20 protein-coding genes and 1 pseudogene are annotated in these 19,524 nt (G+C 40.6%); 10 read left to right on the top strand and 11 right to left on the bottom strand.

Going from position 1 to position 19,524, the window contains the following annotated elements:
• Window positions 1–139: 139 nt before the first annotated feature.
• Window positions 140–370, top strand: a pseudogene (locus LVD17_RS28680) (LemA family protein); the annotation flags it as partial.
• A gap of 394 nt (window positions 371–764) precedes the next feature.
• Here LVD17_RS28680 and LVD17_RS07945 read toward each other — a convergent pair.
• The 4 genes from LVD17_RS07945 to LVD17_RS07930 all read right to left on the bottom strand — a co-directional run bounded on the left by LVD17_RS07945 (window position 765) and on the right by LVD17_RS07930 (window position 3,975).
• Entirely contained in the window at window positions 765–947 is a 183-nt protein-coding gene (locus LVD17_RS07945; RefSeq protein WP_233765963.1) for a hypothetical protein, read from the bottom strand.
• 133 nt (window positions 948–1,080) lie between these two features.
• On the bottom strand, window positions 1,081–2,586 hold the full coding sequence (locus LVD17_RS07940) for a Do family serine endopeptidase (protein ID WP_233765961.1): 1,506 nt from the start codon (window positions 2,584–2,586) through the stop codon (window positions 1,081–1,083).
• 184 nt (window positions 2,587–2,770) lie between these two features.
• Entirely contained in the window at window positions 2,771–3,193 is a 423-nt protein-coding gene (locus LVD17_RS07935; RefSeq protein ID WP_306415994.1) for an Hsp20/alpha crystallin family protein, read from the bottom strand.
• A gap of 197 nt (window positions 3,194–3,390) precedes the next feature.
• Complete coding sequence (locus tag LVD17_RS07930) at window positions 3,391–3,975, bottom strand: toxin-antitoxin system YwqK family antitoxin (RefSeq protein WP_233765959.1); 585 nt, start codon at window positions 3,973–3,975, stop codon at window positions 3,391–3,393.
• Window positions 3,976–4,104: 129 nt separating this feature from the next.
• Between LVD17_RS07930 and LVD17_RS07925 the strand changes: the two genes are divergently transcribed.
• Together LVD17_RS07925 and LVD17_RS07920 are read left to right on the top strand one after the other, a co-directional pair.
• Window positions 4,105–4,920: a helix-turn-helix domain-containing protein gene (locus LVD17_RS07925; RefSeq protein ID WP_233765957.1), complete on the top strand. Its 816-nt coding sequence runs from the start codon at window positions 4,105–4,107 to the stop codon at window positions 4,918–4,920.
• Window positions 4,921–4,987: 67 nt separating this feature from the next.
• Entirely contained in the window at window positions 4,988–5,455 is a 468-nt protein-coding gene (locus tag LVD17_RS07920; protein ID WP_233765956.1) for a DUF6265 family protein, read from the top strand.
• A gap of 44 nt (window positions 5,456–5,499) precedes the next feature.
• On the opposite strand, the gene LVD17_RS07915 is transcribed toward LVD17_RS07920, so the two are convergent.
• The 4 genes from LVD17_RS07915 to LVD17_RS07900 form a co-directional block, all read right to left on the bottom strand.
• Complete coding sequence (locus LVD17_RS07915) at window positions 5,500–6,849, bottom strand: SPFH domain-containing protein (RefSeq protein WP_233765955.1); 1,350 nt, start codon at window positions 6,847–6,849, stop codon at window positions 5,500–5,502.
• A 569-nt stretch (window positions 6,850–7,418) separates the two neighbouring features.
• Window positions 7,419–8,087 (bottom strand): energy transducer TonB, encoded by a 669-nt coding sequence (locus tag LVD17_RS07910; RefSeq protein ID WP_233765953.1) that lies wholly within the window; start codon window positions 8,085–8,087, stop codon window positions 7,419–7,421.
• On the bottom strand, window positions 8,074–8,382 hold the full coding sequence (locus tag LVD17_RS07905) for a hypothetical protein (RefSeq protein WP_233765951.1): 309 nt from the start codon (window positions 8,380–8,382) through the stop codon (window positions 8,074–8,076). Before LVD17_RS07905 ends, LVD17_RS07910 begins: the two co-directional genes overlap by 14 nt.
• Entirely contained in the window at window positions 8,382–8,981 is a 600-nt protein-coding gene (locus LVD17_RS07900) for an RNA polymerase sigma factor (protein WP_233765949.1), read from the bottom strand. The genes LVD17_RS07905 and LVD17_RS07900 overlap by 1 nt, the downstream gene beginning before the upstream one ends.
• A gap of 187 nt (window positions 8,982–9,168) precedes the next feature.
• On the opposite strand from LVD17_RS07900, the gene LVD17_RS07895 reads away from it, so the two are divergent.
• A complete protein-coding gene (locus LVD17_RS07895; protein ID WP_233765947.1) occupies window positions 9,169–11,628 on the top strand; it encodes a zinc-dependent metalloprotease in 2,460 nt (819 codons plus the stop codon).
• A gap of 189 nt (window positions 11,629–11,817) precedes the next feature.
• The gene (locus LVD17_RS07890; RefSeq protein WP_233765945.1) at window positions 11,818–12,603 is read left to right on the top strand and encodes a hypothetical protein; all 786 of its coding nucleotides are present in this window, start codon (window positions 11,818–11,820) and stop codon (window positions 12,601–12,603) included.
• A 79-nt stretch (window positions 12,604–12,682) separates the two neighbouring features.
• Here the strand turns inward: LVD17_RS07890 and LVD17_RS07885 are convergent, their stop codons facing one another.
• Genes LVD17_RS07885 through LVD17_RS07875 form a run of 3 tightly spaced genes read right to left on the bottom strand, consistent with a single transcriptional unit; the run spans window position 12,683 to window position 15,640 of the window.
• Window positions 12,683–13,342 carry a DUF2461 domain-containing protein gene (locus LVD17_RS07885; RefSeq protein WP_233765943.1) on the bottom strand — a complete coding sequence of 220 codons (660 nt, stop codon included), beginning with the start codon at window positions 13,340–13,342 and terminating at the stop codon, window positions 12,683–12,685.
• Window positions 13,342–14,334, bottom strand: coding sequence for a UDP-glucuronic acid decarboxylase family protein (locus LVD17_RS07880; RefSeq protein WP_233765941.1), 993 nt, complete (start codon window positions 14,332–14,334; stop codon window positions 13,342–13,344). Before LVD17_RS07880 ends, LVD17_RS07885 begins: the two co-directional genes overlap by 1 nt.
• On the bottom strand, window positions 14,327–15,640 hold the full coding sequence (locus LVD17_RS07875) for a UDP-glucose dehydrogenase family protein (RefSeq protein ID WP_233765939.1): 1,314 nt from the start codon (window positions 15,638–15,640) through the stop codon (window positions 14,327–14,329). The genes LVD17_RS07880 and LVD17_RS07875 overlap by 8 nt, the downstream gene beginning before the upstream one ends.
• Window positions 15,641–15,875: 235 nt before the next feature.
• On the opposite strand from LVD17_RS07875, the gene LVD17_RS07870 reads away from it, so the two are divergent.
• The 5 genes from LVD17_RS07870 to hpf all read left to right on the top strand — a co-directional run bounded on the left by LVD17_RS07870 (window position 15,876) and on the right by hpf (window position 19,485).
• Entirely contained in the window at window positions 15,876–17,015 is a 1,140-nt protein-coding gene (locus tag LVD17_RS07870; protein WP_233767937.1) for an acyl-CoA dehydrogenase, read from the top strand.
• A 176-nt stretch (window positions 17,016–17,191) separates the two neighbouring features.
• A complete protein-coding gene (locus tag LVD17_RS07865; RefSeq protein ID WP_233765937.1) occupies window positions 17,192–17,941 on the top strand; it encodes a hypothetical protein in 750 nt (249 codons plus the stop codon).
• Between the two features lie 69 nt (window positions 17,942–18,010).
• A complete protein-coding gene (gene rpsU / locus LVD17_RS07860) occupies window positions 18,011–18,205 on the top strand; it encodes a 30S ribosomal protein S21 (RefSeq protein ID WP_233765935.1) in 195 nt (64 codons plus the stop codon).
• 72 nt (window positions 18,206–18,277) lie between these two features.
• Window positions 18,278–19,159: a tyrosine-type recombinase/integrase gene (locus LVD17_RS07855; RefSeq protein ID WP_233765933.1), complete on the top strand. Its 882-nt coding sequence runs from the start codon at window positions 18,278–18,280 to the stop codon at window positions 19,157–19,159.
• Between the two features lie 29 nt (window positions 19,160–19,188).
• Window positions 19,189–19,485, top strand: a complete 297-nt coding sequence (gene hpf / locus LVD17_RS07850) for a ribosome hibernation-promoting factor, HPF/YfiA family (RefSeq protein ID WP_202855804.1) — start codon at window positions 19,189–19,191, stop codon at window positions 19,483–19,485.
• The last annotated feature ends 39 nt before the right edge of the window (window positions 19,486–19,524 follow it).

Below are 19,524 nucleotides of genomic sequence, written 5' to 3'. Positions count from 1 at the left end.
ATTGTTATAGGCGTAATTCTATTAGTCGCATTTATTGAGTATTTGCGGGAAGTGGGGTTTATTATAAGGCCCGTAGTACGTAGTACTACTAGAAGCTGTCGATAAAGAGGGGGCTGATGTATAGGCAACTTACCAGCGAAGGGCTGATTTAATCCCTAACCTTGTAAATACTATAAAAAGTACAACAGAAGTAGAGGAGCGCATATTAACCAAAGTAACACAGACTCGTGCGGGTATTGCCAATGCTAAGATACCGGAAGACCTTGAGCTAGCAGGTCACGAAATCAATACTGCCATTAACCTGGCTTTTAAAGCTTACCCTCAGATAAGATTGTTATTTAATTTTCTGATTTGCAAGTCCAACTTGTAGACATTGAAAACAAGATAAATTTTGCTCGTCAAAGGTACATGAGGCCATATCAGAGGCTTTTTTAGAAGGTTTTGGCTGAATACGTTAGCCTATGAGGGTGAATTTCCTAAAAAAGAGGGCTTCCAATCCAAACAAGGCGCGGACGAAGTTTCGGGAGTAAAGTTTTAATTTAGCAGAACAGACCTCCATGGCTTCAAAAATCTGGAGGTGTTTTTAATGGCTTTTGCAGCACTTCTAAGCATAGAAGTATTTAGTATGAGGTACACTGCCCGAGTAGTCTGCGGATGTGACCACTATAAATGAAGTAAGTAAATACTTTTAGGCTAAGAATGGCGGAATTTATGTATTGAACATTTCTTAAATTAAAAAGTCCCTCCGCAAGAGGGACCCTATTTTAACTCGCTTTTAAAAGTTTATCCTGTTTTAATTTGTACGTCCTGATTTCTTTCTTTTCCATGTCAAACCAGGCACACTCTACTAAGTAAGAGCTTTTGTTTTTGATGTACTTTAAGACCTCCATCACTTTTCCATCTCCGCTGTTTCTTACCCGCTCTCCTTTCTTAAAAAGTCTTTTCATAGGCAATACAATACTAAATTAAGTTAAAGATCTTTTTCTTTTACTACTATAATTATACGTAATTTTTATAACTATAGATGCGTTATTAAAAAAAATAACGCCCAAATAATATGGGCGTTATCTCTGCTTAATCTTATGACAAGCCCAAGCCATAGTAATATGTTCCAGGTATGTCTTCATAAACTCCTTCGATGAGAATACCTCCTTCTTTTTTTTCAAGAAGTTTTACTACTTCATCTTTGGATTTTACCGGTTGGCCGTCAATTTTAGTAATAATAAAGCCAGGTCTCATATCTGTTGACTTTCTGATTTTACCCGGAGTGAGTGATTTTACCTTTACCCCGGAGCTGATATTAAGCCTTTTCAAGGTAGCCTTATCAATATTTTCAAGTTCGGCACCTAAGACCGTAAGAATTTCTTCACGTTCCTTTTTAACTACTTCAGTATTTCCTTCCCTGTTTTTCAGAGTTACATTATAGGTGATTTCCTTTCCGCTACGGTTGACCGTTACGTTTATTTTATCACCTGGTCTTTTGCTTCCGATATAACCGATTAGCTGGGTTGTATTGTTTATGTCCCTGCCATCAATAGATACTATTACATCGCCTTCTTCGATACCCGCTTCTTTAGCTCCGCTTTTTGGATCAATACGGTCAATATATGCTCCTGAAATTACATTTAGGTCTTGTTCTCTGGCAAATTGGCTGTTAATGTTTCTGATCTGTACACCTAACCATCCTCTTTGAACAGTGCCATAAGCCATAAGGTCTTCCACAACTTTGCTCACAATATTGGATGGTACGGCAAATGAATAACCAGAATAAGAGCCTGTAGGGCTGGCAATTGCAGTATTGATACCAATCAAATTACCACCTAAATCAACTAAAGCCCCGCCGCTATTACCAGGATTAACTGCTGCATCGGTTTGAATAAAAGCTTCTATTGCACTGTTTACACTATCCTGGGCATTGTTGTCACCTATTATGCCGATACTTCGGCCTTTGGCGCTAACTATGCCGGCAGTTACTGTAGAATTAAGATTAAAAGGGTTGCCGACTGCCAGTACCCACTCTCCAACATGCACATCGTCCGAGTTCACAAACGACAGGCTACTTAACTTATCTGCCTCAATCTTTATCAGGGCAATATCTGTTGTCGGGTCGGCACCAATTACCTTGGCTTTGTAACTTCTATTATCATTTAGAGTTACCTCCAGATCATCGGCATTGGCGATCACGTGGTTGTTGGTTACAATATAACCTTTAGGGTTAATGATTACACCGCTACCACTACCCATTCTTGGCATAGGTTGCCCTCCACGTTCATCAAGAAATGGCCCAAAGAAATCCCTGAAGGGTTCCGGTATTTGCTGTCTGTTTTGAGTTGAATAGTTACCTGTTTGAGTAGACCTGATGTGGACTACGGCGGGCATTACTTTTTCTGCTGCGCCGGTAAAGTCAAGCGGTACTAAGTCCCCATCCTTATTTACTGAATAGGCAGTTTTTACTGCCGGCGTACCATCTACGTGTTCAATTTTTAGTACTCTGCCCTGATCGTCCACGTTAAAAAGATATACCGAACCTAGAGTCAAAGCACTACCCAAAATGGCTGCCATAATTAAAGCACTAAATTTTTTCATCCTTTTTTCTGTTAATTTTTTAAAAAATAGTTGTTTTAGATCAACAACTGAAGATTGTAAGTAAGACCAAAGCAAAATCCTTAAGCCTGGGGTCGAATATATAGGCAGGGATAACTTCGGTTGAAATAGAATTAATCAAAAGCCTTGCCATAACTATACGGACAAGGCTTTTGATGTGTTTCATTTATGAAATCTGTATTTGTCTGGAAGCACGTTTTTTAGCTTCCTCTTTTTTAGGAATAGTAAGTTTTAAGATGCCATCAGTATACTTGGCGTTAATCTTATCACTTTCTACAGTGTTTGGTAAAGTAAATGACCTTTGAAATGAGCGATAGTTAAATTCGCGTCTTGCATACTGACCTTTTTCTCCTTTTTCCTCATGTTGCTCTTCTTTTTCACACGATATAGTCAGCAAGTTATTATCCAGTTCAATTTTAAAGTCATTTTTACTCATACCAGGAGCTGCCAGCTCAACTTCAAAGTTGTCTTCATTTTCCTTTAGATTGACTGCGGGCATTGTTGAGCCTGCGGCCTGGCCACTATTAAACCAGTCACTTCCAAAAAAATTATCTAAAAGGCTGGGAAACAAATCATTTGATCTTTTCATGAGTGTCATAGTTACCTCCTTTTTTTGGTTATTGGTTAATTCTTTCATATATGAAATAAACAACTCTCATGCCATCCCGGATATAACACCAATGATATGGATAAGTTGACAGGGTAATATGAGTTAAATCGATCAAAATATGTCATTTTGACTTGATTTGGCAGTTTTTCTGAAATAGGGGCTTGCTATTTCGGGTATTATTTCTTCACGAGTTCACCATTTTCATACTCATATTCAATAGTTACATTGCCTTCCTGGTCGTACCATTTTGCCAAACCATGGCGCTTGCCATTTAGATATAAGCTTTCTTCCAGAATACTGCCATTGTCGTAATAGGTTTTAACCACGCCATTTAAATCTCCATTTTTATATATGCGCTCCTCTTTTACCCGGGCATGCTTGTACTCCCTGTAAACTCCGTGAAGCTGATCATGGTGGTAGTAGGCCTTCTTTGTTAACCTGCCGGTGTTGTCTATTTCAATGTGAGCGCCTTGCTTTAAGCCATTTAAATAGCCTGAGACAGATTTCACTACGCCATTCGGATGAAATTCAGTCCAGCTCCCAACTTTCTTTCCGTTCAAATAATCACCTTCTGCGGAAATATTGCCATCAGCATAGCTTAGAGTTACCTTTACTATGTCCGAATCATCTTCATAAGGCTCACTCTGAGCATTTGTTGGTAAGTCTTTCAGGTTCTCCCCATCCTTAGGGCTATCTGTAGACTGGCTACAAGCGGACACAACCAGTGTACAAGCAAATAAAATTGCAACTGCTTTTCTCATGTTACTTTTAAGTTTTTGTAAAATTTGAAAATGACTTTTCAATATTATAAATACAGGCCCTATTGTAAAAATGCCTCACCACTTTTTTGATAAGGAGCAGTTTCATAACTTATAATATATTAAAGTCATATGCCAAAAGAAATACTATACCAGCGCCTGGCTCCTTTACCTGACTTGGCCGATTTTGTTGAATGCCTATGGGTAGTGGAAGCCATGCACCAAAGCGAAGTACAGGTGGATAAGATCATACCTGACGGATATGTGGAGATAATATTTCATTATGGAGACCACTATGAGATCAAAACAAATAAGCTTTGGGAAAAACAGGCTTTAAATCTGTTGGCAGGTCAAATAGACAAACACTTCTTTTTGCGCAATACCCAAAGAATTGGCATGCTTGGAATTAAATTTAAGCCATTGGCACTTACGGAGCTTTTTGGCATCAACATGCAGTTTTACGTTAATCGTGTGGTAGATCTTTCTGAGCAGGATGTGGGACCTTTAAAAGAAATAGTAACGGCGATAAACAGTATGTACAGCTATGAGGAAATGATGGAGGTTGTTCAGTACCACCTGCTTCATCGGATAAACCAGGCAGATCCTCAGAAGAAGCTGAGAAGGGCGATAGAGCTAATAATGCAGTGCAAAGGGACCATTAAAATAGGACAGTTGGCACAAGAAATAGACCTGAGTGAAAGGCAGACTGAAAGGCTTTTTGCAAGGTATGTTGGCCTAACGCCAAAGTGCTATGCCAGAATATTGCAATTCAATAACATCTTTGACCTGATGAAGACAGGTGATCCTTCGTGGAGCGACATAGTTCATGATTCAGGTTATTTTGATCAGTCACATTTCATTAAGGCCTTTAAATATTTTACTGGTGTTGATCCATCCCGGTACATATTTGAGCAACCGGGGATGGCCAATTTCTTTTTAGAAAAGTAATTATTCAGGTGTCGGCTTTTTACAATACATAACCCATCACCGGTTATAATTTTGCAATTAAAAAGTTATGAAAAGATTCTATAGTTTATTGCTTTTGCTTGTAATAGCATACTCATATGGCTATACCCAATCAACTGGCTCAGAGAAGTTAAACCAACTATCCTGGCTCATTGGTAAGTGGGAAAGGCAAAATGTGAAGCCCGGCAAAACCTCCCATGAATATTGGGAGCCTGTTTCTGACAACATTATGTTGGGGTGGGGGGTAACCCTGGCGGGTACTGACACAATATTTGTCGAGAAGCTGCAAATAATAAATAATGAAGAGGGACTTTTTTATGTAGCGGATGTGGTTGAAAACGCAGAGCCTGTTTACTTCAAAATCGTAGCACTAAGTGAGCAAGGGTTTGTCTGTGAAAATCCTGAGCATGATTTTCCGAAAAGAATTGCCTATGTACTCAGTGGAGACCAGTTGAAGGCCACTATTTCGGGAGATGGTAAGGAAATAGACTTCCTGTTCAGTAAGGAGACTCAATAAAAAAAGTTGGCTCATCTTGAGCCAACTAAAGACATCAGGTTAGTTTACTTTTTTTGCTTGATCTTTACATCAAGGTCTTTGGCCATATTTGCCGTGGCTATATTGATAAAGTCCATGGCATTAGGAGTGCCTTTCTCTCCGTTTCCACCTATGTAGGTAGTCGGTACAAGTTGGGTACCAGCGATTGCCTGTGCATAAGCCGAGTGTACCTTTTCAAAAGTCTGAAGTTTCATTTCAAGAGCACCATCGGCCTCCATGACTTTCTTCTTTTTATAAGCCTCAGCATCTGCCAGCACTTTTACTTCCTGTGCTTTCAATCGGGCAGACTGTAATTCCAGCTTATGCTTTTCAACATTTACCTGCTCTCTCTTCTTTTCAGTTTCCATAGTTATCAAAGCTGTAATTTGCTCCTTTTCCATGTTCACTTTGATGCTTGCTTTGGCAGCCTCTCCTTCAGCTATAATTCGCTGCTTCTCATATTCTGCCTGCTTGGCTCTTTCTTTTTCAATAGAGGCCTGAGCAGCTGCATCCCTTTGCTTACCCAGCAATTCTTTAAACCGTTGCTCGGGATTGACATCTTCAACGGTTGCCTGCGAAACCACAATACCATATTCAGCAATGGGGTGTTTTTTTCGCATGATGGTACCGTCGCTGTTCGTCCGCTTTTTCACGTTATATCGTACCAACGTTCTGTTTTCTATAGTCCTGCTGTCATCTATTGATTTAATGGAGTCAGTACCGTTTGGCTTCATCTCTTCTGCATCCAGTATGTACATGCCGTGAGCCAGTTGATCCAGTACAGCATTTTCAAGCTCGCCACCTCGTCCGGCTATGTATTCCTGTGCAGAGATTAACCGGGCCGAATTTTTGGCAATTTCCATACATGAAGGTATCAAAGAACCATTTACCAGGTTGTCCTGATGTCTGAATTCAAGAGCCATTTTCAAGAACAAGTCCGGGTTTTCGGGCAGTCGGAATCTCGCTGATAATGCCAGTTCCGCTTTTACTGCATCATTAAAACGAACAGGTATGGTTACTCTATTGCCACTGTACTGCTGCCCGTCCTGCTCCTTTTCTTCATTAGAAACGAACTTTACGGTTACTACTTTTTTCCAGGGCACCACTTCTCCCCACCATTTCAGATGGTATCCGGGTCGGAGCTCTGCTATTTGCTTACCGGTAGGATATTGAACCAGATAGCTATAGCCTGCTTCGGAGTAAAAAAAAAGTCCGTTAACAAACATCAGAGCTATACCCGATATGATTAGGATGGCCGAATTTCTAACTTTCCAACTTTTAATGAACTCGGAATTTATATCTGATTTTTTCAGCACCAGTGCAGCAATCGCCCCGATGATCATTAAAAGACCGATAATAATGGTTAATGCTTTCATAGTTTAAAATTTAAGGTTAATAATAAAAATGCATGAGCATTTTGGCTCATCATTGAGCAGGGTAAACCTTTAACCAAGGTATTGGCGAGATATCTACTTTTATTATTGCCAACAGAGGGCACCAAAAACCACAAGTTCCCAACGGGGCCTCATTGAATTCAGTTATTGTCTTGTTAGCTATTGGTCAACATGGGTGCCTGACCAGATAGGGGAGAAGAAAAATAACATGTCTGAGAAAATGCATCACAACCCATGACTGATTGCAATTCTCGTTTTCTCAATGAGTTAAAACGGTCAGTAACTGACATTTCAATTACTTTCTGCATCAACTTACTGGAATATACGGAGTTGTAATATTCGAGGTTGCGAATATTCATAAATATTTCAATTTATATTATTTGTATAATCGTTTATACAAATATTTATCAATGAAAATAAAGGGCGGATTTGGGAGAGATGGCCTTTTTGTTGGTCTTCTAAAACAAAAAATGTTGGCTCTCAGTGGAGCCAACATTAATGCTATAAAGTAAAAAGATAGTCTGACAAAGAGGTTAAAGTACATGGTCCGATTAGTTCAACACGAATTTGACCGGGATTATTTGTCTTACTTTAACAGGAACGCCACGTTGCTTACCCGGATTCCACTTTGGAGGATTTTCAAATATCCTCAGTACTTCTTCGTCACATCCAGCACCAATGCCTTTCGCGATTTGGATGTCGACCATATTTCCTTTTTCGTCCACAACAAAACTCATATACACTGTTCCTTCAATTCCCATTCTTCGTGCCTGAGCAGGGTATTTGAGGTTTTTATTGATGAACTTGTATAAGGCTTCCAATCCTCCTTCTGGAGATGGCATTTTTTCTACAATCAAAAAGGGACTGTTGTCTACTTTTTCATCTTTTGGGCTTTCATCTATCGGGTCAGGAATAACTTCGGGTATTTCGATAGGGTCAATAATGACATTGTCAGGAACAGGCTCAGGGTCTGGTTCTGTTGTTTCAATTGGGTTGACTACCCTTGGTTTTGGTGGTGGCGGCGGAGGGTCAATGATGGTGATTGGGACGTTTTCATTTTCAATAACATTCCCTTCTGTGATATCAACAGGATCAACCACTTTCTCCGTCCTGTACTCAAAGGCACTTACAGCCAGCATCATCGCGGCCAGCAGACCGATATGAAAGAAAAGTCCTGATTGTTTTCTCAAGTCCTTTTCAGGATTCTTACGCTTTTCCATGATTTTTGGTGTTTAATGAAACATTTATTAATACACCCGGCCGGGATGTTTTATATACTTTTGCCTGGGTCTCTCCTTTCGGAGTATCATTTTGAGGCTTATCTATTTCGCGCAAAGCAAAATACCCCAGCATAATCAGTCCCATAAAAATGATAATGTAGATAACGATCCTCAACAGCCTCTTTCCAATACTTGAGCGCTCATGTCTTTTGAGAAGATCATAGTAGTCCTTGTGGCTTTCGATCCTTCTCGAAGTCATCTTCTTTCTGCGCAATCTGATCTCGTGTCTTCCCATTATTCAGTCCAATTGACTTTAAAGTGTTCTTTTAATTTTTCAACCGCTCTATAAAGACGCATTTTAGCACCACTTTCGCCAATATTCAATATAAATGCTATTTCCTTAAAACTTCTTTCCTCAAAAAACCTCAATTCCAGCACCTCCATAGTCTCAGTCGGAAGCTCCTTCAATGTACTTATTAAAAGCTGGATCTGCTCCTGGCTAAACTCCTTTTCGTCATTTTCAAAAAGCTCAAAAACACGCTCTTCCTCGACACTGAATACCCTGTTTTTCTTTTTCTTGTTAAAAAACTTGTTTACCTCATTACTTGCAATGCGGTAAAGCCATGCAGAAAAAGGTAATCCTCTGAATTCATACTTTTTTAAATTTTGCAGAGCTTTCAAAAAAGTTTGAGAGCAGAGGTCGGCCGTCAGCTCCTCATCATCCGTTCTGCGGTAAACAAAATGGAATATACCTTCATAATACCGGTCATATATTTTACCGAAAACCCGGGGATCTTTCTTAGAAGCCTCGATTATCCGTTGCTCATCAGCAATCTCATCTTCGGTCATATGTTTGGCCGTATTCAAGTGTCGAATTCCGATAGTTTTGAACATATAACCGCAGTTTTTTAAAAGGTCACAGAAAAATTAATTTTTTTCTGTGGAGTGAAAAGGCCTTTAGTGTTTTACCCACTTCAATAGGAATATAGCAAATAATATTTACAGCCATACCCGAACGTGTAATAACCATTGCGTGCCTTTATAAATATTAATATTTTTAAACAGTATCAATCCTTGTATAATGAACAAGCTATATCTCTGTATCGCCCTGCTCTTTATAGGATGCACGGCAACGTCTAATTCCACAACATCATCAGGAAAATCTGCTTCGTATAGTTCTGGTATAGCCGGCAAAACGGCCGGCATGGATAAGTACGAGGGATACTTCGAGTTCTATTACGATCCCAAAACGGATAAGATCCTGCTGGTGGTAGATAAATTTAATCAGGAGTTTCTATATGTAAATTCCCTTTCGGCTGGAGTAGGCTCCAATGATATTGGCCTGGACCGTAACCAATTGGGCAATAGCCGTGTAGTAAAGTTTGAAAGAAGAGGCCCTAAAATCCTGCTCGTTGAGCCTAACTATACTTACCGTGCAGGGAGTGATAATATTGATGAACAAAAAGCTGTTGAAGATGCTTTTGCCCAGTCAGTATTGTGGGGTGGCACATTGATTACTGAGGAAGGTAGCAAAGTACTTATTGATGTATCTGATTTTCTTTTAAGCGATGCCCATGATGTGAGTGGAACTTTGAAAAATGCCAAACAAGGGAGTTATGCACTGGATAAGTCACGTTCGGCTTTTTACTTGCCACGAACCAAAAACTTTCCCGGTAATTCTGAATTTGAAGCTACACTTACTTTTACGGGAACTCCTTCCGGGCATTACATAAAAAGTGTAACTCCAACCGCTTCCAGTATTACAGTGCGTCAACACCATTCGTTTATAGAGCTGCCAGACGATAAATATGAACCTCGTGAATTTGATCCCAGGGCGGGTTTTTTTGAAATGACTTACTATGACTATGCTACACCTATTGGAGAAAGTATTGAGAAGCGCTTTATAACCCGTCATCGGCTGAAAAAGAAGAACCCCGAGGCTGTACTAAGTGAGGCAGTTAAACCTATTGTCTATTACCTTGATCGGGGCACTCCGGAACCCATCAGGTCTGCATTGCTGGATGGAGCCCGGTGGTGGAATCAAGCATTTGAAGCCGCAGGTTATAAAAATGCTTTTAGCGTAGAAATGCTCCCTGAAGGTGCTGATCCCATGGATGTTCGTTACAATGTGATCAACTGGGTACACCGCTCTACCAGAGGCTGGTCTTATGGATCTTCAGTCACTGATCCGAGAACAGGTGAGATTATTAAAGGTCATGTTTTACTGGGGTCTTTAAGGGTGCGACAGGATTACTTGATAGCAGAAGGATTACTTGCGCCGTATGAAGAAGGAACAGAGATACCCAACGCTATGGAGGAAATGGCACTTGCCCGGCTCAGGCAGCTTGCTGCACATGAAGTAGGGCATACTCTTGGTCTCGCACATAGCTACACATCGAGTGGAGAAGGACTCGCATCAGTTATGGATTACCCACACCCGGTCGTAAAGGTTGAAGCCGGGCAAATTAGCCTGAGCAATGCCTACGATGATAAAATTGGGGCATGGGACAAGATAGCTATCCAATATGGCTACCAGGATTTTGCGGATCATGTAGACGAAAAGAAAGGTTTAAATAACATTATACAAGGCGCACTCAGCCAAGACTTAAGCTTTTTATCAGACCAGGATGCCAGGCCTCAGGGCGGTGCACACCCATATGCTCATTTATGGGATAATGGAGCCAGTGCTTCCGATGAGCTTTTAAGGGTACTTGAAGTGCGTAAAATAGCGCTGAACAACTTTGGTGAAAACAATATCAGAATGCATCAACCTTATGCGAAGCTGGAAGAGGTGCTAGTTCCTGTTTATTTTTTTCACAGGTACCAGACTGAGGCTACGGTTAAATTGGTTGCAGGACTTAATTATCGGTACGCATTGAGGGGCGACGGGCAATTGGTCACTAAAATGATAGCTCCTGAGCTACAGAAGAAAGCACTGGATGCGCTCATAGAAACACTCAAGCCCGAGCATCTTGCTCTGCCGGAACCATTGTTAAGTATAATACCTCCGCGACCCATGGGCTATGATAGGGGCAGGGAAGTGCTAACTCTAAGAACCGGCCTTACATTTGACCCCCTGGGAGCGGCGGAAAGCGCAGCTAATATTACTTTGAGTCTGCTTTTCAACCGGTCAAGAGCTCAGCGACTAATTGAATACCACGCCCACAACCAGGATCAGCCGTCACTAACTTCTGTAATTGATAAAGTATTGAACTCTACCTGGGAGGCCTCTCATCCTGAAGGTTATCAGGGCGAAATACAGCGAGTGGTTGATAATGTGGCGCTGGCAAATTTAATGGCACTGGCAGCGGACAAAGATGCCAGTGATCAGGTAAGGGCTATCTGTTATCTCAAACTTACTGAGCTAAAGGGCTGGCTTGAGGCAGTTTCAAGAACAACAAAGGACGAATCTCAAAAGGCCCATTACCTTTCAGCAATAAGAAAAATTTCTCTTTTTGAAAAAGAACCTGTGAAATTTGAAAAACCGGAACTATTAGATCCGCCGCCTGGATCACCGATTGGTATGATGTGCGACCGATAGCTCGTTAAGTTTTCTAATTATGTTATTGTAATGGAACTTAAATTTTCACTGCTGGTCGATTATGGTTACAAAGTGACTTCCTTAGGGATTTACACTGAAATGTATAGGTTTGGCGCAATGTTTGCCGAACCCTTGAAGTAGAGAAGCATGGTATTTGCTTCTGATATTTTATCATCAAAACCGATCATTATGAATAAGTTAAAACAACCAGGTGCTTTATTATTGGCTTTAATATTTATGTTCGCGACATGTACTTCCGATGAAGAGGTAAATCCCGGAACACCACCAGAGCTTCCGCCTGCAAGCTCTATGGAGATGGATTTTTCTCAATTCGACAACAGTGATAATAGTGGAGGGCGGGAAATGGCCACCAATTGGGAGACCGCCGCTACTTATGTGGGGGTGTGGAATGTAGTGTTGGCTGTAGGCATGGCAGTGCCTGTAGCTTCATTTAAAGCTGCTATTTCCCAGAAGGCCAGCTATGATTCAGATCGAGGACTTTGGGTCTGGAATTTTGATCACAAAGTAGTGGGGAGAACCTATAGTTTCGAACTTACTGGTGAAGTTACCGATGCCGGAGTCGAGTGGAATATGTATGCCTCAGAGCAAAATGGGTTTCAAAATGTGCTTTGGTATTCCGGCGTAATGGCTGCAGATGGAGGTAGCGGATATTGGGAGCTTAATAAAGATGGAGACAACCCAACGCCATACCTGAGAATAGACTGGGAAGTGGAGGATGAAGAAGCTGCTTATATCAAATACAAAAATATCGAAACCGGAACGACTGGTTTTGGATCATATATTGAATATGGAAAAACTACAGAAGTGGATTTCAACCGTTATTACAACATTGTAGGAGGCGGTGGAGCGAGCGTTGAAGTAGAATGGAACCATGAAACGGGCGCTGGTCATTATAAGGTTAATGGTGGTGCCTATTTATGTTGGGATACTTCATTTGAGAATGTAGCTTGTTAATTACAAACTGTCTTTAACTAAAAATGCCCGGAATTAATAGTTCCGGGCATTTTTGTTTATGATGATCATTGATGCCAAACTAACTTATAGCAACATTGAAATAATCATTCAATGGCTTGATCTGTTCAAAAACGGCTATGCATTTATCAGCATCTGACCAGTCGGCTATTTCCTTATCCATTACCTTGTGCAGTACGACGAAGCTTTTCAGCTTAAGCAGGTCAATATTCGGATGATCCTCCTGATATCCCTTTGGTGCGCGTTTTAGTGACTCACCCTGTAGTGAACCAAAAAGGCTCTTGAATTTCTTCTGGTCTACAATCTTTTTAAGTTCGGCAGCATTGTAATCAATTTCCTGACGGACTTTGGCAAGATTATCAGGATCAGGAGCATAGATGCCCCCGGCTATGAATGAGTTATCGCCTGGCTCGAGGTGAAAGTAATAACCTGCTTTACCGGACTTTTTACCACCTTCTGAAAGGAACATCCCAAAGTTAATTTTATAGGGACTCTTGTCTTTACTAAACCTGATATCCCGGTTGATCCTGAAAATGCTTTGTTTCGGCTCCAGGCCCAGCAAGCCGGTATCTATGGGTGTCATTTTCAAAATGACCTCGTGCACAAAGTCTATAAACTCAGTACGTGCGGCCTGATATGCCGGCTTATTGGCATGCATCCAGTCTTTATTGTTATTGAGCCTTAGATCCTTTAAAAAGGCTAATGATTTGGTTAGTGCCATTACTTCTTGATATATTCATCAAACGTGTTGTGCTCTTTGGAGTACAACTCTTCATCGGATAAAGTCTTGAAATAATCGTAAGTGATCTTCAACCCTTCTGCCCTGTTTACTTTTGGCTCCCATTTCAGTATTTCCCGTGCTTTGTCAATATTTGGCTGACGCTGCATCGGATCATCTTTTGGAAGTGGTTTGTAAGTCACCTTTTGATCTGTGCCTGTAAGCTTGATGATCTCTTCAGCAAATTCTTTGATTGTGATTTCATCAGGATTACCAATGTTTACCGGGTATGGATAATCGCTAAATAGTAAGCGGTAGATACCTTCAACGAGGTCATCTACATAGCAAAACGACCTGGTTTGAGAGCCTTCACCGAATACGGTAAGGTCCTCGCCGCGAAGAGCCTGTCCGATAAAAGCAGGCAGTACACGGCCATCATTCAGACGCATTCTTGGCCCATAGGTATTAAATATTCTTACAATGCGCGTCTCCAGTCCATGATAGGTGTGGTAAGCCATAGTCATGGCCTCCTGGAAACGCTTGGCCTCATCATATACACCTCTTGGACCGATGGGATTTACATTGCCATAGTACTCTTCGGTTTGCGGATGAACCAAAGGGTCTCCGTAAACTTCTGAGGTGGATGCTATCAGCATTCGTGCATTTTTAGCCTTGGCCAGACCAAGGAGGTTATGCGTGCCCAGAGAACCTACTTTTAAGGTTTGGATTGGGATCTTCAAATAATCGATTGGGCTCGCAGGAGAGGCAAAGTGCAAGATATAATCAAGCTTGCCCGAAACGTGAACAAAATTGGAAACATCGTGATGGTAGAATTCAAAATCCTTTAACTTAAAAAGATGTTCTATATTTTTAAGATTACCGGTGATGAGATTGTCCATACCGATAACTTTAAAACCCTCACTGATGAAACGGTCGCAAAGATGTGAGCCGAGGAATCCCGCGGCTCCTGTTATTAAAACTACTTTCTTATCCATTGATTGTCTCTCTACCTATACTTACATATGTGAACCCAAGTTCTTTCATTTCTTCCAAAGAATAAAGGTTTCTACCGTCGAAAATCACTTTATTTTTCAATAATGTTGAAAGCTTGTCGAAGTCTGGGGTTCTGAATACCGGCCATTCTGTAGCTACCAACAGTGCATCAGCATTATTCACAGCAGAGTAAGCATCATGGCAGAAGGTGATCTTCTCACCGATCTGGTTTCTCACATTTTCCATGGCTTCCGGGTCATAGGCTTTTATTTCCGCACCTGCGGCCAGGAGTTGTTCTATATTATAAAGTGCAGGGGCTTCGCGAATGTCATCAGTATATGGTTTGAAAGATAAGCCCCAGATAGCGATGGTCTTGCCGGTAAGGTCACCACCAAAGTACTCTTTAATACGTGGGATGAGCTTAGTCTTTTGATCTTCGTTAACGTCCATTACAGATTTTAATATGCGAAAATCATAATTTACCTGCTCTGCGGATTTGGCCAAAGCCTGCACGTCTTTAGGGAAGCAGCTTCCTCCGTATCCGATACCTGCAAATAAAAACCTCTTTCCAATTCTGCTGTCTGTACCTACACCTTTTCTTACTGCGTCTACATCTGCCCCCAGTAACTCACACATATTGGCAATCTCGTTCATGAAGGTGATCTTGGTAGCAAGAAAAGAATTAGCAGCGTATTTTGTAAGCTCGGCAGATTTCTCATCCATAAAGATCACGGGATTTCCCTGTCTTACTAGCGGAGCATATAATGTTTCCATCAGCTTTCGGGCCTTCTCAGAGTTAGTTCCAATCACTACCCTGTCAGGTTTCATGAAATCGTCAACAGCAACTCCTTCTCTTAAAAATTCAGGATTGGAAACCACATCAAAATCTACTTTTGCATTCTGGGCAATTTTGGCTCTCACTTTTTCTGCAGTTCCTACTGGAACAGTACTTTTATCTACTATCACTGCATAATCTTTCAAAAGAGGGCCGAGATCCTCTGCAACTTTCAATACATACTGCAAATCAGCAGAGCCATCTTCACCGGGAGGTGTGGGCAGGGCAAGGAAAATAATTTTAGCTCCTTCAATACCTTCTTTAAGGTCTGTAGTGAAACTTAGTCTTCCCTGAGACAGGTTGCGTTCGAAGATTACTTCCAGTCCAGGTTCGTAAATGGTTATCTTCCCATTCTTCAGGCTATTAACTTTTTTCTCATCAATGTCTATGCATGATACGGTATTTCCGGTCTCGGCAAAACATGTGCCAGTTACGAGACCCACATAACCTGTTCCGACTACTGCTATTTTCATTTTTTTCTAATTTTCAGTGTTTTAGGTTTTCAGTTGCTACGAATGAAGCGTCAAAAATAGTTGATAATTACTTTAAATCCTTATCAACATGGAAGTTTCATAAATTGTTAAAAAAAGGTTACCAAACTAACATTCGTTTGGTTGACAAATTTTAATAACTATCTTTGTTTAGAAATCGTTTGAAATCCATTTATTAAGAGAAAATATGCAAGCTGTATCTGAAGAAAAACCTACCATGGGCTTTGAAGAAAGTGAAAATCAAAGGATGATTGCCCAGATGATCCGTGACTTTGGCGATAAGGAAATTCGTCCTAAAATGATGGAATGGGATGAAACCCAGGAGTTTCCCGTAGAGCTGTTTAAAAAACTGGGAAGTTTGGGCCTGATGGGAGTTTTAGTTCCTCAGGAGTACGGGGGTTCTGGCTTCGGTTATCATGAGTATGTAACGGCTATCTCCGAACTTTCCAGAATAGACGGATCCATTGGTTTGTCTATGGCTGCCCATAACTCACTGTGTACAGGGCATATCCTGCAGTTTGGAAGCGAAGAGCAAAAGCGAAAATATCTTCCTAAATTGGCTACTGCCGAATGGATAGGTGCATGGGGTCTTACAGAACCGAATACAGGCTCAGATGCAGGTAACATGAGAACCGTTGCCGAAAAGGATGGTGACCACTTTGTAATCAATGGCGCCAAAAATTTTATTACACATGGCAAGTCTGGTAATGTAGCAGTTGTAATAGTAAGGACAGGAGAGGTGGGAGACTCTCATGGAATGACGGCATTTATAATAGAAAAGGGAACACAAGGCTTTTCTGCCGGACGAAAAGAAAATAAACTAGGTATGCGGGCTTCTGAAACTACTGAGCTCATTTTTGACAACTGCCGGGTGCATAAGGATAATATAATAGGAGAAGTTGGAGAAGGGTTTATTCAGGCCATGAAGGTGCTGGACGGAGGAAGAATCAGTATTGCGGCTTTAAGCCTTGGTATTGCGCAGGGGGCGTTGGATGTTGCTTTGCAATATTCTAAAGAGAGGCATCAGTTTAATCAACCCATTTCAAAGTTTCAGGGTATAGCCTTTAAGTTGGCTGATATGGCAACAAAAGTGGAAGCTGCCAAATTACTGACCCATCAGGCAGCTGACCTTAAGAACAAAGGCAAATCGGTAAATAAGGAATCGGCAATGGCTAAGTATTACGCCTCCGAGGTAGCTGTAGAAAACTCTACGGATGCAGTGCAGATATTTGGAGGATATGGTTATACCAAGGACTATCCTGCTGAGAAGTTTTATCGTGATTCCAAACTTTGCACAATCGGAGAGGGCACATCGGAAATTCAGAAACTTGTAATTTCAAGATCTCTTTTAAAATAGAGTTTATAGTTCAAGTTAAGTTGTAAGAAGGCCTCCTCTTGGAGGCTTTTTTATTGGCTTATTTTTATAGTTATACATGTTGATAACAAGAAAATTCTGACTCTTAATAATCAAAATTTACTTTTATCATTTATTTATTTTAATTTAATGGTAGAAAAAGAATAAACTAAAACACTATGAACATTAAAAATTTACAAAAACTGTTTGTCCTGTTTTGCCTGGCTCTTGTAGCCGTATCATGTGGTGATAAGGATGACCCCGAACCTTCTTTAGAAGAAGTAGAGCTTGCAGTATTCAGCGAAGAAAACAAAATATCTATTCCTGAAGGCTTAAAGAATTCAACTAGTGCTGAAGCTCAGGCTGTAAGTAGCATGATTGAAAGCATGACCTCAAGCATTGGAGCTTACAGCTCTCTTTTTACCATACCGGATGGAGCTACAAAATTGGGTAATCCAATTGAACCGGCAAACGGACGGGTGAATGCTAATATGGTGACCTATGAGTGGTCATATCAGGGAGGGTCTATAGCTTATCAAATTACCGAATTGGACAACTCCTATTTCTTTGAGATCTTTTTCAGAGAGACCGGCGGGCCATATTACAAGTGGTTTGAAGGAACACAGGCTAAAGATGGTAAATCTGGCTCATTTGTAATGCTGGATTTTTCTGTTGATACACGTGTGGAGATATTTACGTATGAGTATGAGATCAGAAACGACGGAAGCATTTATGGCGAATATAATTATCCTTCGTGGGGTTATTACTTCATATTTGAAGTAAGAGCGGATGGATCAGGTTATATGGAGAGCTATGACAATGACATTATTCAGATAGAATATATTTGGAGTGCTGACGGCAGCGGAAGCTGGACTTACTATGATGGAACAGGCGCAGTGAGCAGTACAGGTAGCTGGACTGCAGGTTGATCCTGATACATTTGTTAATAAACTTTTTTTTCTTAATTTTGCAGTTCATTTGAAAGGAGGTGTATAAAAATGATCGTAGTTAACGTAAAAGAAAACGAGTCAATAGAGAAAGCTCTAAAGAGATTCAAAAAGAAGTTTGAGAAAACTGGTGTATTAAAAGAACTCAGAGGTAGAACTTTCTATGAAAAGCCTTCCGTTCAAAGAAGAAACGAAATAATTAAGGCAAAATATAGACAGAAAAAATACGCTGAAGAAAATTATTAATCAGCTATTTATTCCCGTTTGAATTTATTAAATTAGTACTACTCAGGTTCAATTGAGTAGTACTATTTTTTTATGCGGGAAACCTTCCTTAAATACCTTCAGTACGAAAAGCGCTACAGTAAACATACGATCACCTCGTATGAAAATGACTTAAGCCAATTCGAAGAATTCATTCAAAACAATTTTCCTGAAATTGATGCTGCTACAGCCAATCACGGCGTTGTACGTGGCTGGATTGTAAGCCTGGTTGATGGAGGAATGGATGCCCGCTCCGTAAATCGTAAAATAGCATGTTTGAGATCTTTTTATAAATTCCTTTTAAGAAGAGAGCATATTGTAAAAGATCCTATGCTTAAGATCAGAGTGCTTAAGACCAACAAGCAGTTGCCACAGTTTGTGCAGGAGAATGATATTACCAGATTATTGGATCAGTGCGAGTTCAGCCAGGATTTCGGTGGCAGCCGTGATAGGCTGATATTGGAACTTCTATACGGGACCGGCATACGATTATCGGAACTGATTTCGTTAAAGACTATAGATATAAATTTTACTAACAGAACGCTCAAGGTTTTGGGCAAGAGGAACAAGGAAAGAATGATCCCTTTTTCTGTTAGTCTGGAGCATGTGATAGAACAGTACCTGGCAGCAAAAAATAGTCAGGGTTTGCAAAACGAAGGTGGTGAGTTGCTCGTTACAGAAAATGGAGAAGCTTGCTATCCTATGGTGATTTACAGAACAGTAAAAAAATACTTAAATCTATTTACGACAATTGAAAAGCGTAGTCCCCACGTATTGCGCCATACGTTTGCTACGCACCTCCTGAACAAGGGAGCCGAGCTCAATGCCGTTAAGGATCTGTTGGGGCATACAAGCCTGGCCGCAACACAAGTCTACACGCATAATTCGCTCGATAAACTGAAGAAGGTCTTCGACCAAGCGCACCCTAAGGCTTAACATTTTCTAATCTTTTAAACTTTACTACTATGAAGTTACAAATGCATTCAATTCACTTCGATGCTGATCAGAAGCTTATCGATTTCATCCAGAAAAAAGTAGATAAACTGGAAACCTTCTATGACCGTGTAGTTGATGGAGAAGTGTTTTTAAGATTGAATAATTCCGGAATTGAAAATAAAACAGTAGAGATTAAATTAAATATACCCGGGAGTCAACTTTTTGCTAAAGAGGAAGCAAAATCATTTGAAGAGGCTACCGACCTGGCTACTGAAGCGCTGCGAAGACAGCTAAGAAAGTTTAAGGTTAAGCAAATGGCACATTAATTTTAGTCTAATTGATATATAATAAAAAAGGGCTTGAAT

Origin of the sequence: Fulvivirga ulvae (assembly GCF_021389975.1) — a bacterium.
In the GTDB taxonomy this organism is placed as follows: Bacteria; Bacteroidota; Bacteroidia; order Cytophagales; family Cyclobacteriaceae; genus Fulvivirga; species Fulvivirga ulvae.
Note: the sequence above shows the minus strand (reverse complement) of the source record. Positions and strands in the feature narration are given on the sequence as shown.

Coding starts and splice junctions, on each gene's coding strand:
- LVD17_RS07945 (WP_233765963.1), bottom strand. CDS start 947: ATGAAAAGACTTTTTAAGAAAGGAGAGCGGGTAAGAAACAGCGGAGAT.
- LVD17_RS07940 (WP_233765961.1), bottom strand. CDS start 2,586: ATGAAAAAATTTAGTGCTTTAATTATGGCAGCCATTTTGGGTAGTGCT.
- LVD17_RS07935 (WP_306415994.1), bottom strand. CDS start 3,193: ATGAAAAGATCAAATGATTTGTTTCCCAGCCTTTTAGATAATTTTTTT.
- LVD17_RS07930 (WP_233765959.1), bottom strand. CDS start 3,975: ATGAGAAAAGCAGTTGCAATTTTATTTGCTTGTACACTGGTTGTGTCC.
- LVD17_RS07925 (WP_233765957.1), top strand. CDS start 4,105: ATGCCAAAAGAAATACTATACCAGCGCCTGGCTCCTTTACCTGACTTG.
- LVD17_RS07920 (WP_233765956.1), top strand. CDS start 4,988: ATGAAAAGATTCTATAGTTTATTGCTTTTGCTTGTAATAGCATACTCA.
- LVD17_RS07915 (WP_233765955.1), bottom strand. CDS start 6,849: ATGAAAGCATTAACCATTATTATCGGTCTTTTAATGATCATCGGGGCG.
- LVD17_RS07910 (WP_233765953.1), bottom strand. CDS start 8,087: ATGGAAAAGCGTAAGAATCCTGAAAAGGACTTGAGAAAACAATCAGGA.
- LVD17_RS07905 (WP_233765951.1), bottom strand. CDS start 8,382: ATGGGAAGACACGAGATCAGATTGCGCAGAAAGAAGATGACTTCGAGA.
- LVD17_RS07900 (WP_233765949.1), bottom strand. CDS start 8,981: ATGTTCAAAACTATCGGAATTCGACACTTGAATACGGCCAAACATATG.
- LVD17_RS07895 (WP_233765947.1), top strand. CDS start 9,169: ATGAACAAGCTATATCTCTGTATCGCCCTGCTCTTTATAGGATGCACG.
- LVD17_RS07890 (WP_233765945.1), top strand. CDS start 11,818: ATGAATAAGTTAAAACAACCAGGTGCTTTATTATTGGCTTTAATATTT.
- LVD17_RS07885 (WP_233765943.1), bottom strand. CDS start 13,342: ATGGCACTAACCAAATCATTAGCCTTTTTAAAGGATCTAAGGCTCAAT.
- LVD17_RS07880 (WP_233765941.1), bottom strand. CDS start 14,334: ATGGATAAGAAAGTAGTTTTAATAACAGGAGCCGCGGGATTCCTCGGC.
- LVD17_RS07875 (WP_233765939.1), bottom strand. CDS start 15,640: ATGAAAATAGCAGTAGTCGGAACAGGTTATGTGGGTCTCGTAACTGGC.
- LVD17_RS07870 (WP_233767937.1), top strand. CDS start 15,876: ATGGGCTTTGAAGAAAGTGAAAATCAAAGGATGATTGCCCAGATGATC.
- LVD17_RS07865 (WP_233765937.1), top strand. CDS start 17,192: ATGAACATTAAAAATTTACAAAAACTGTTTGTCCTGTTTTGCCTGGCT.
- rpsU (WP_233765935.1), top strand. CDS start 18,011: ATGATCGTAGTTAACGTAAAAGAAAACGAGTCAATAGAGAAAGCTCTA.
- LVD17_RS07855 (WP_233765933.1), top strand. CDS start 18,278: ATGCGGGAAACCTTCCTTAAATACCTTCAGTACGAAAAGCGCTACAGT.
- hpf (WP_202855804.1), top strand. CDS start 19,189: ATGAAGTTACAAATGCATTCAATTCACTTCGATGCTGATCAGAAGCTT.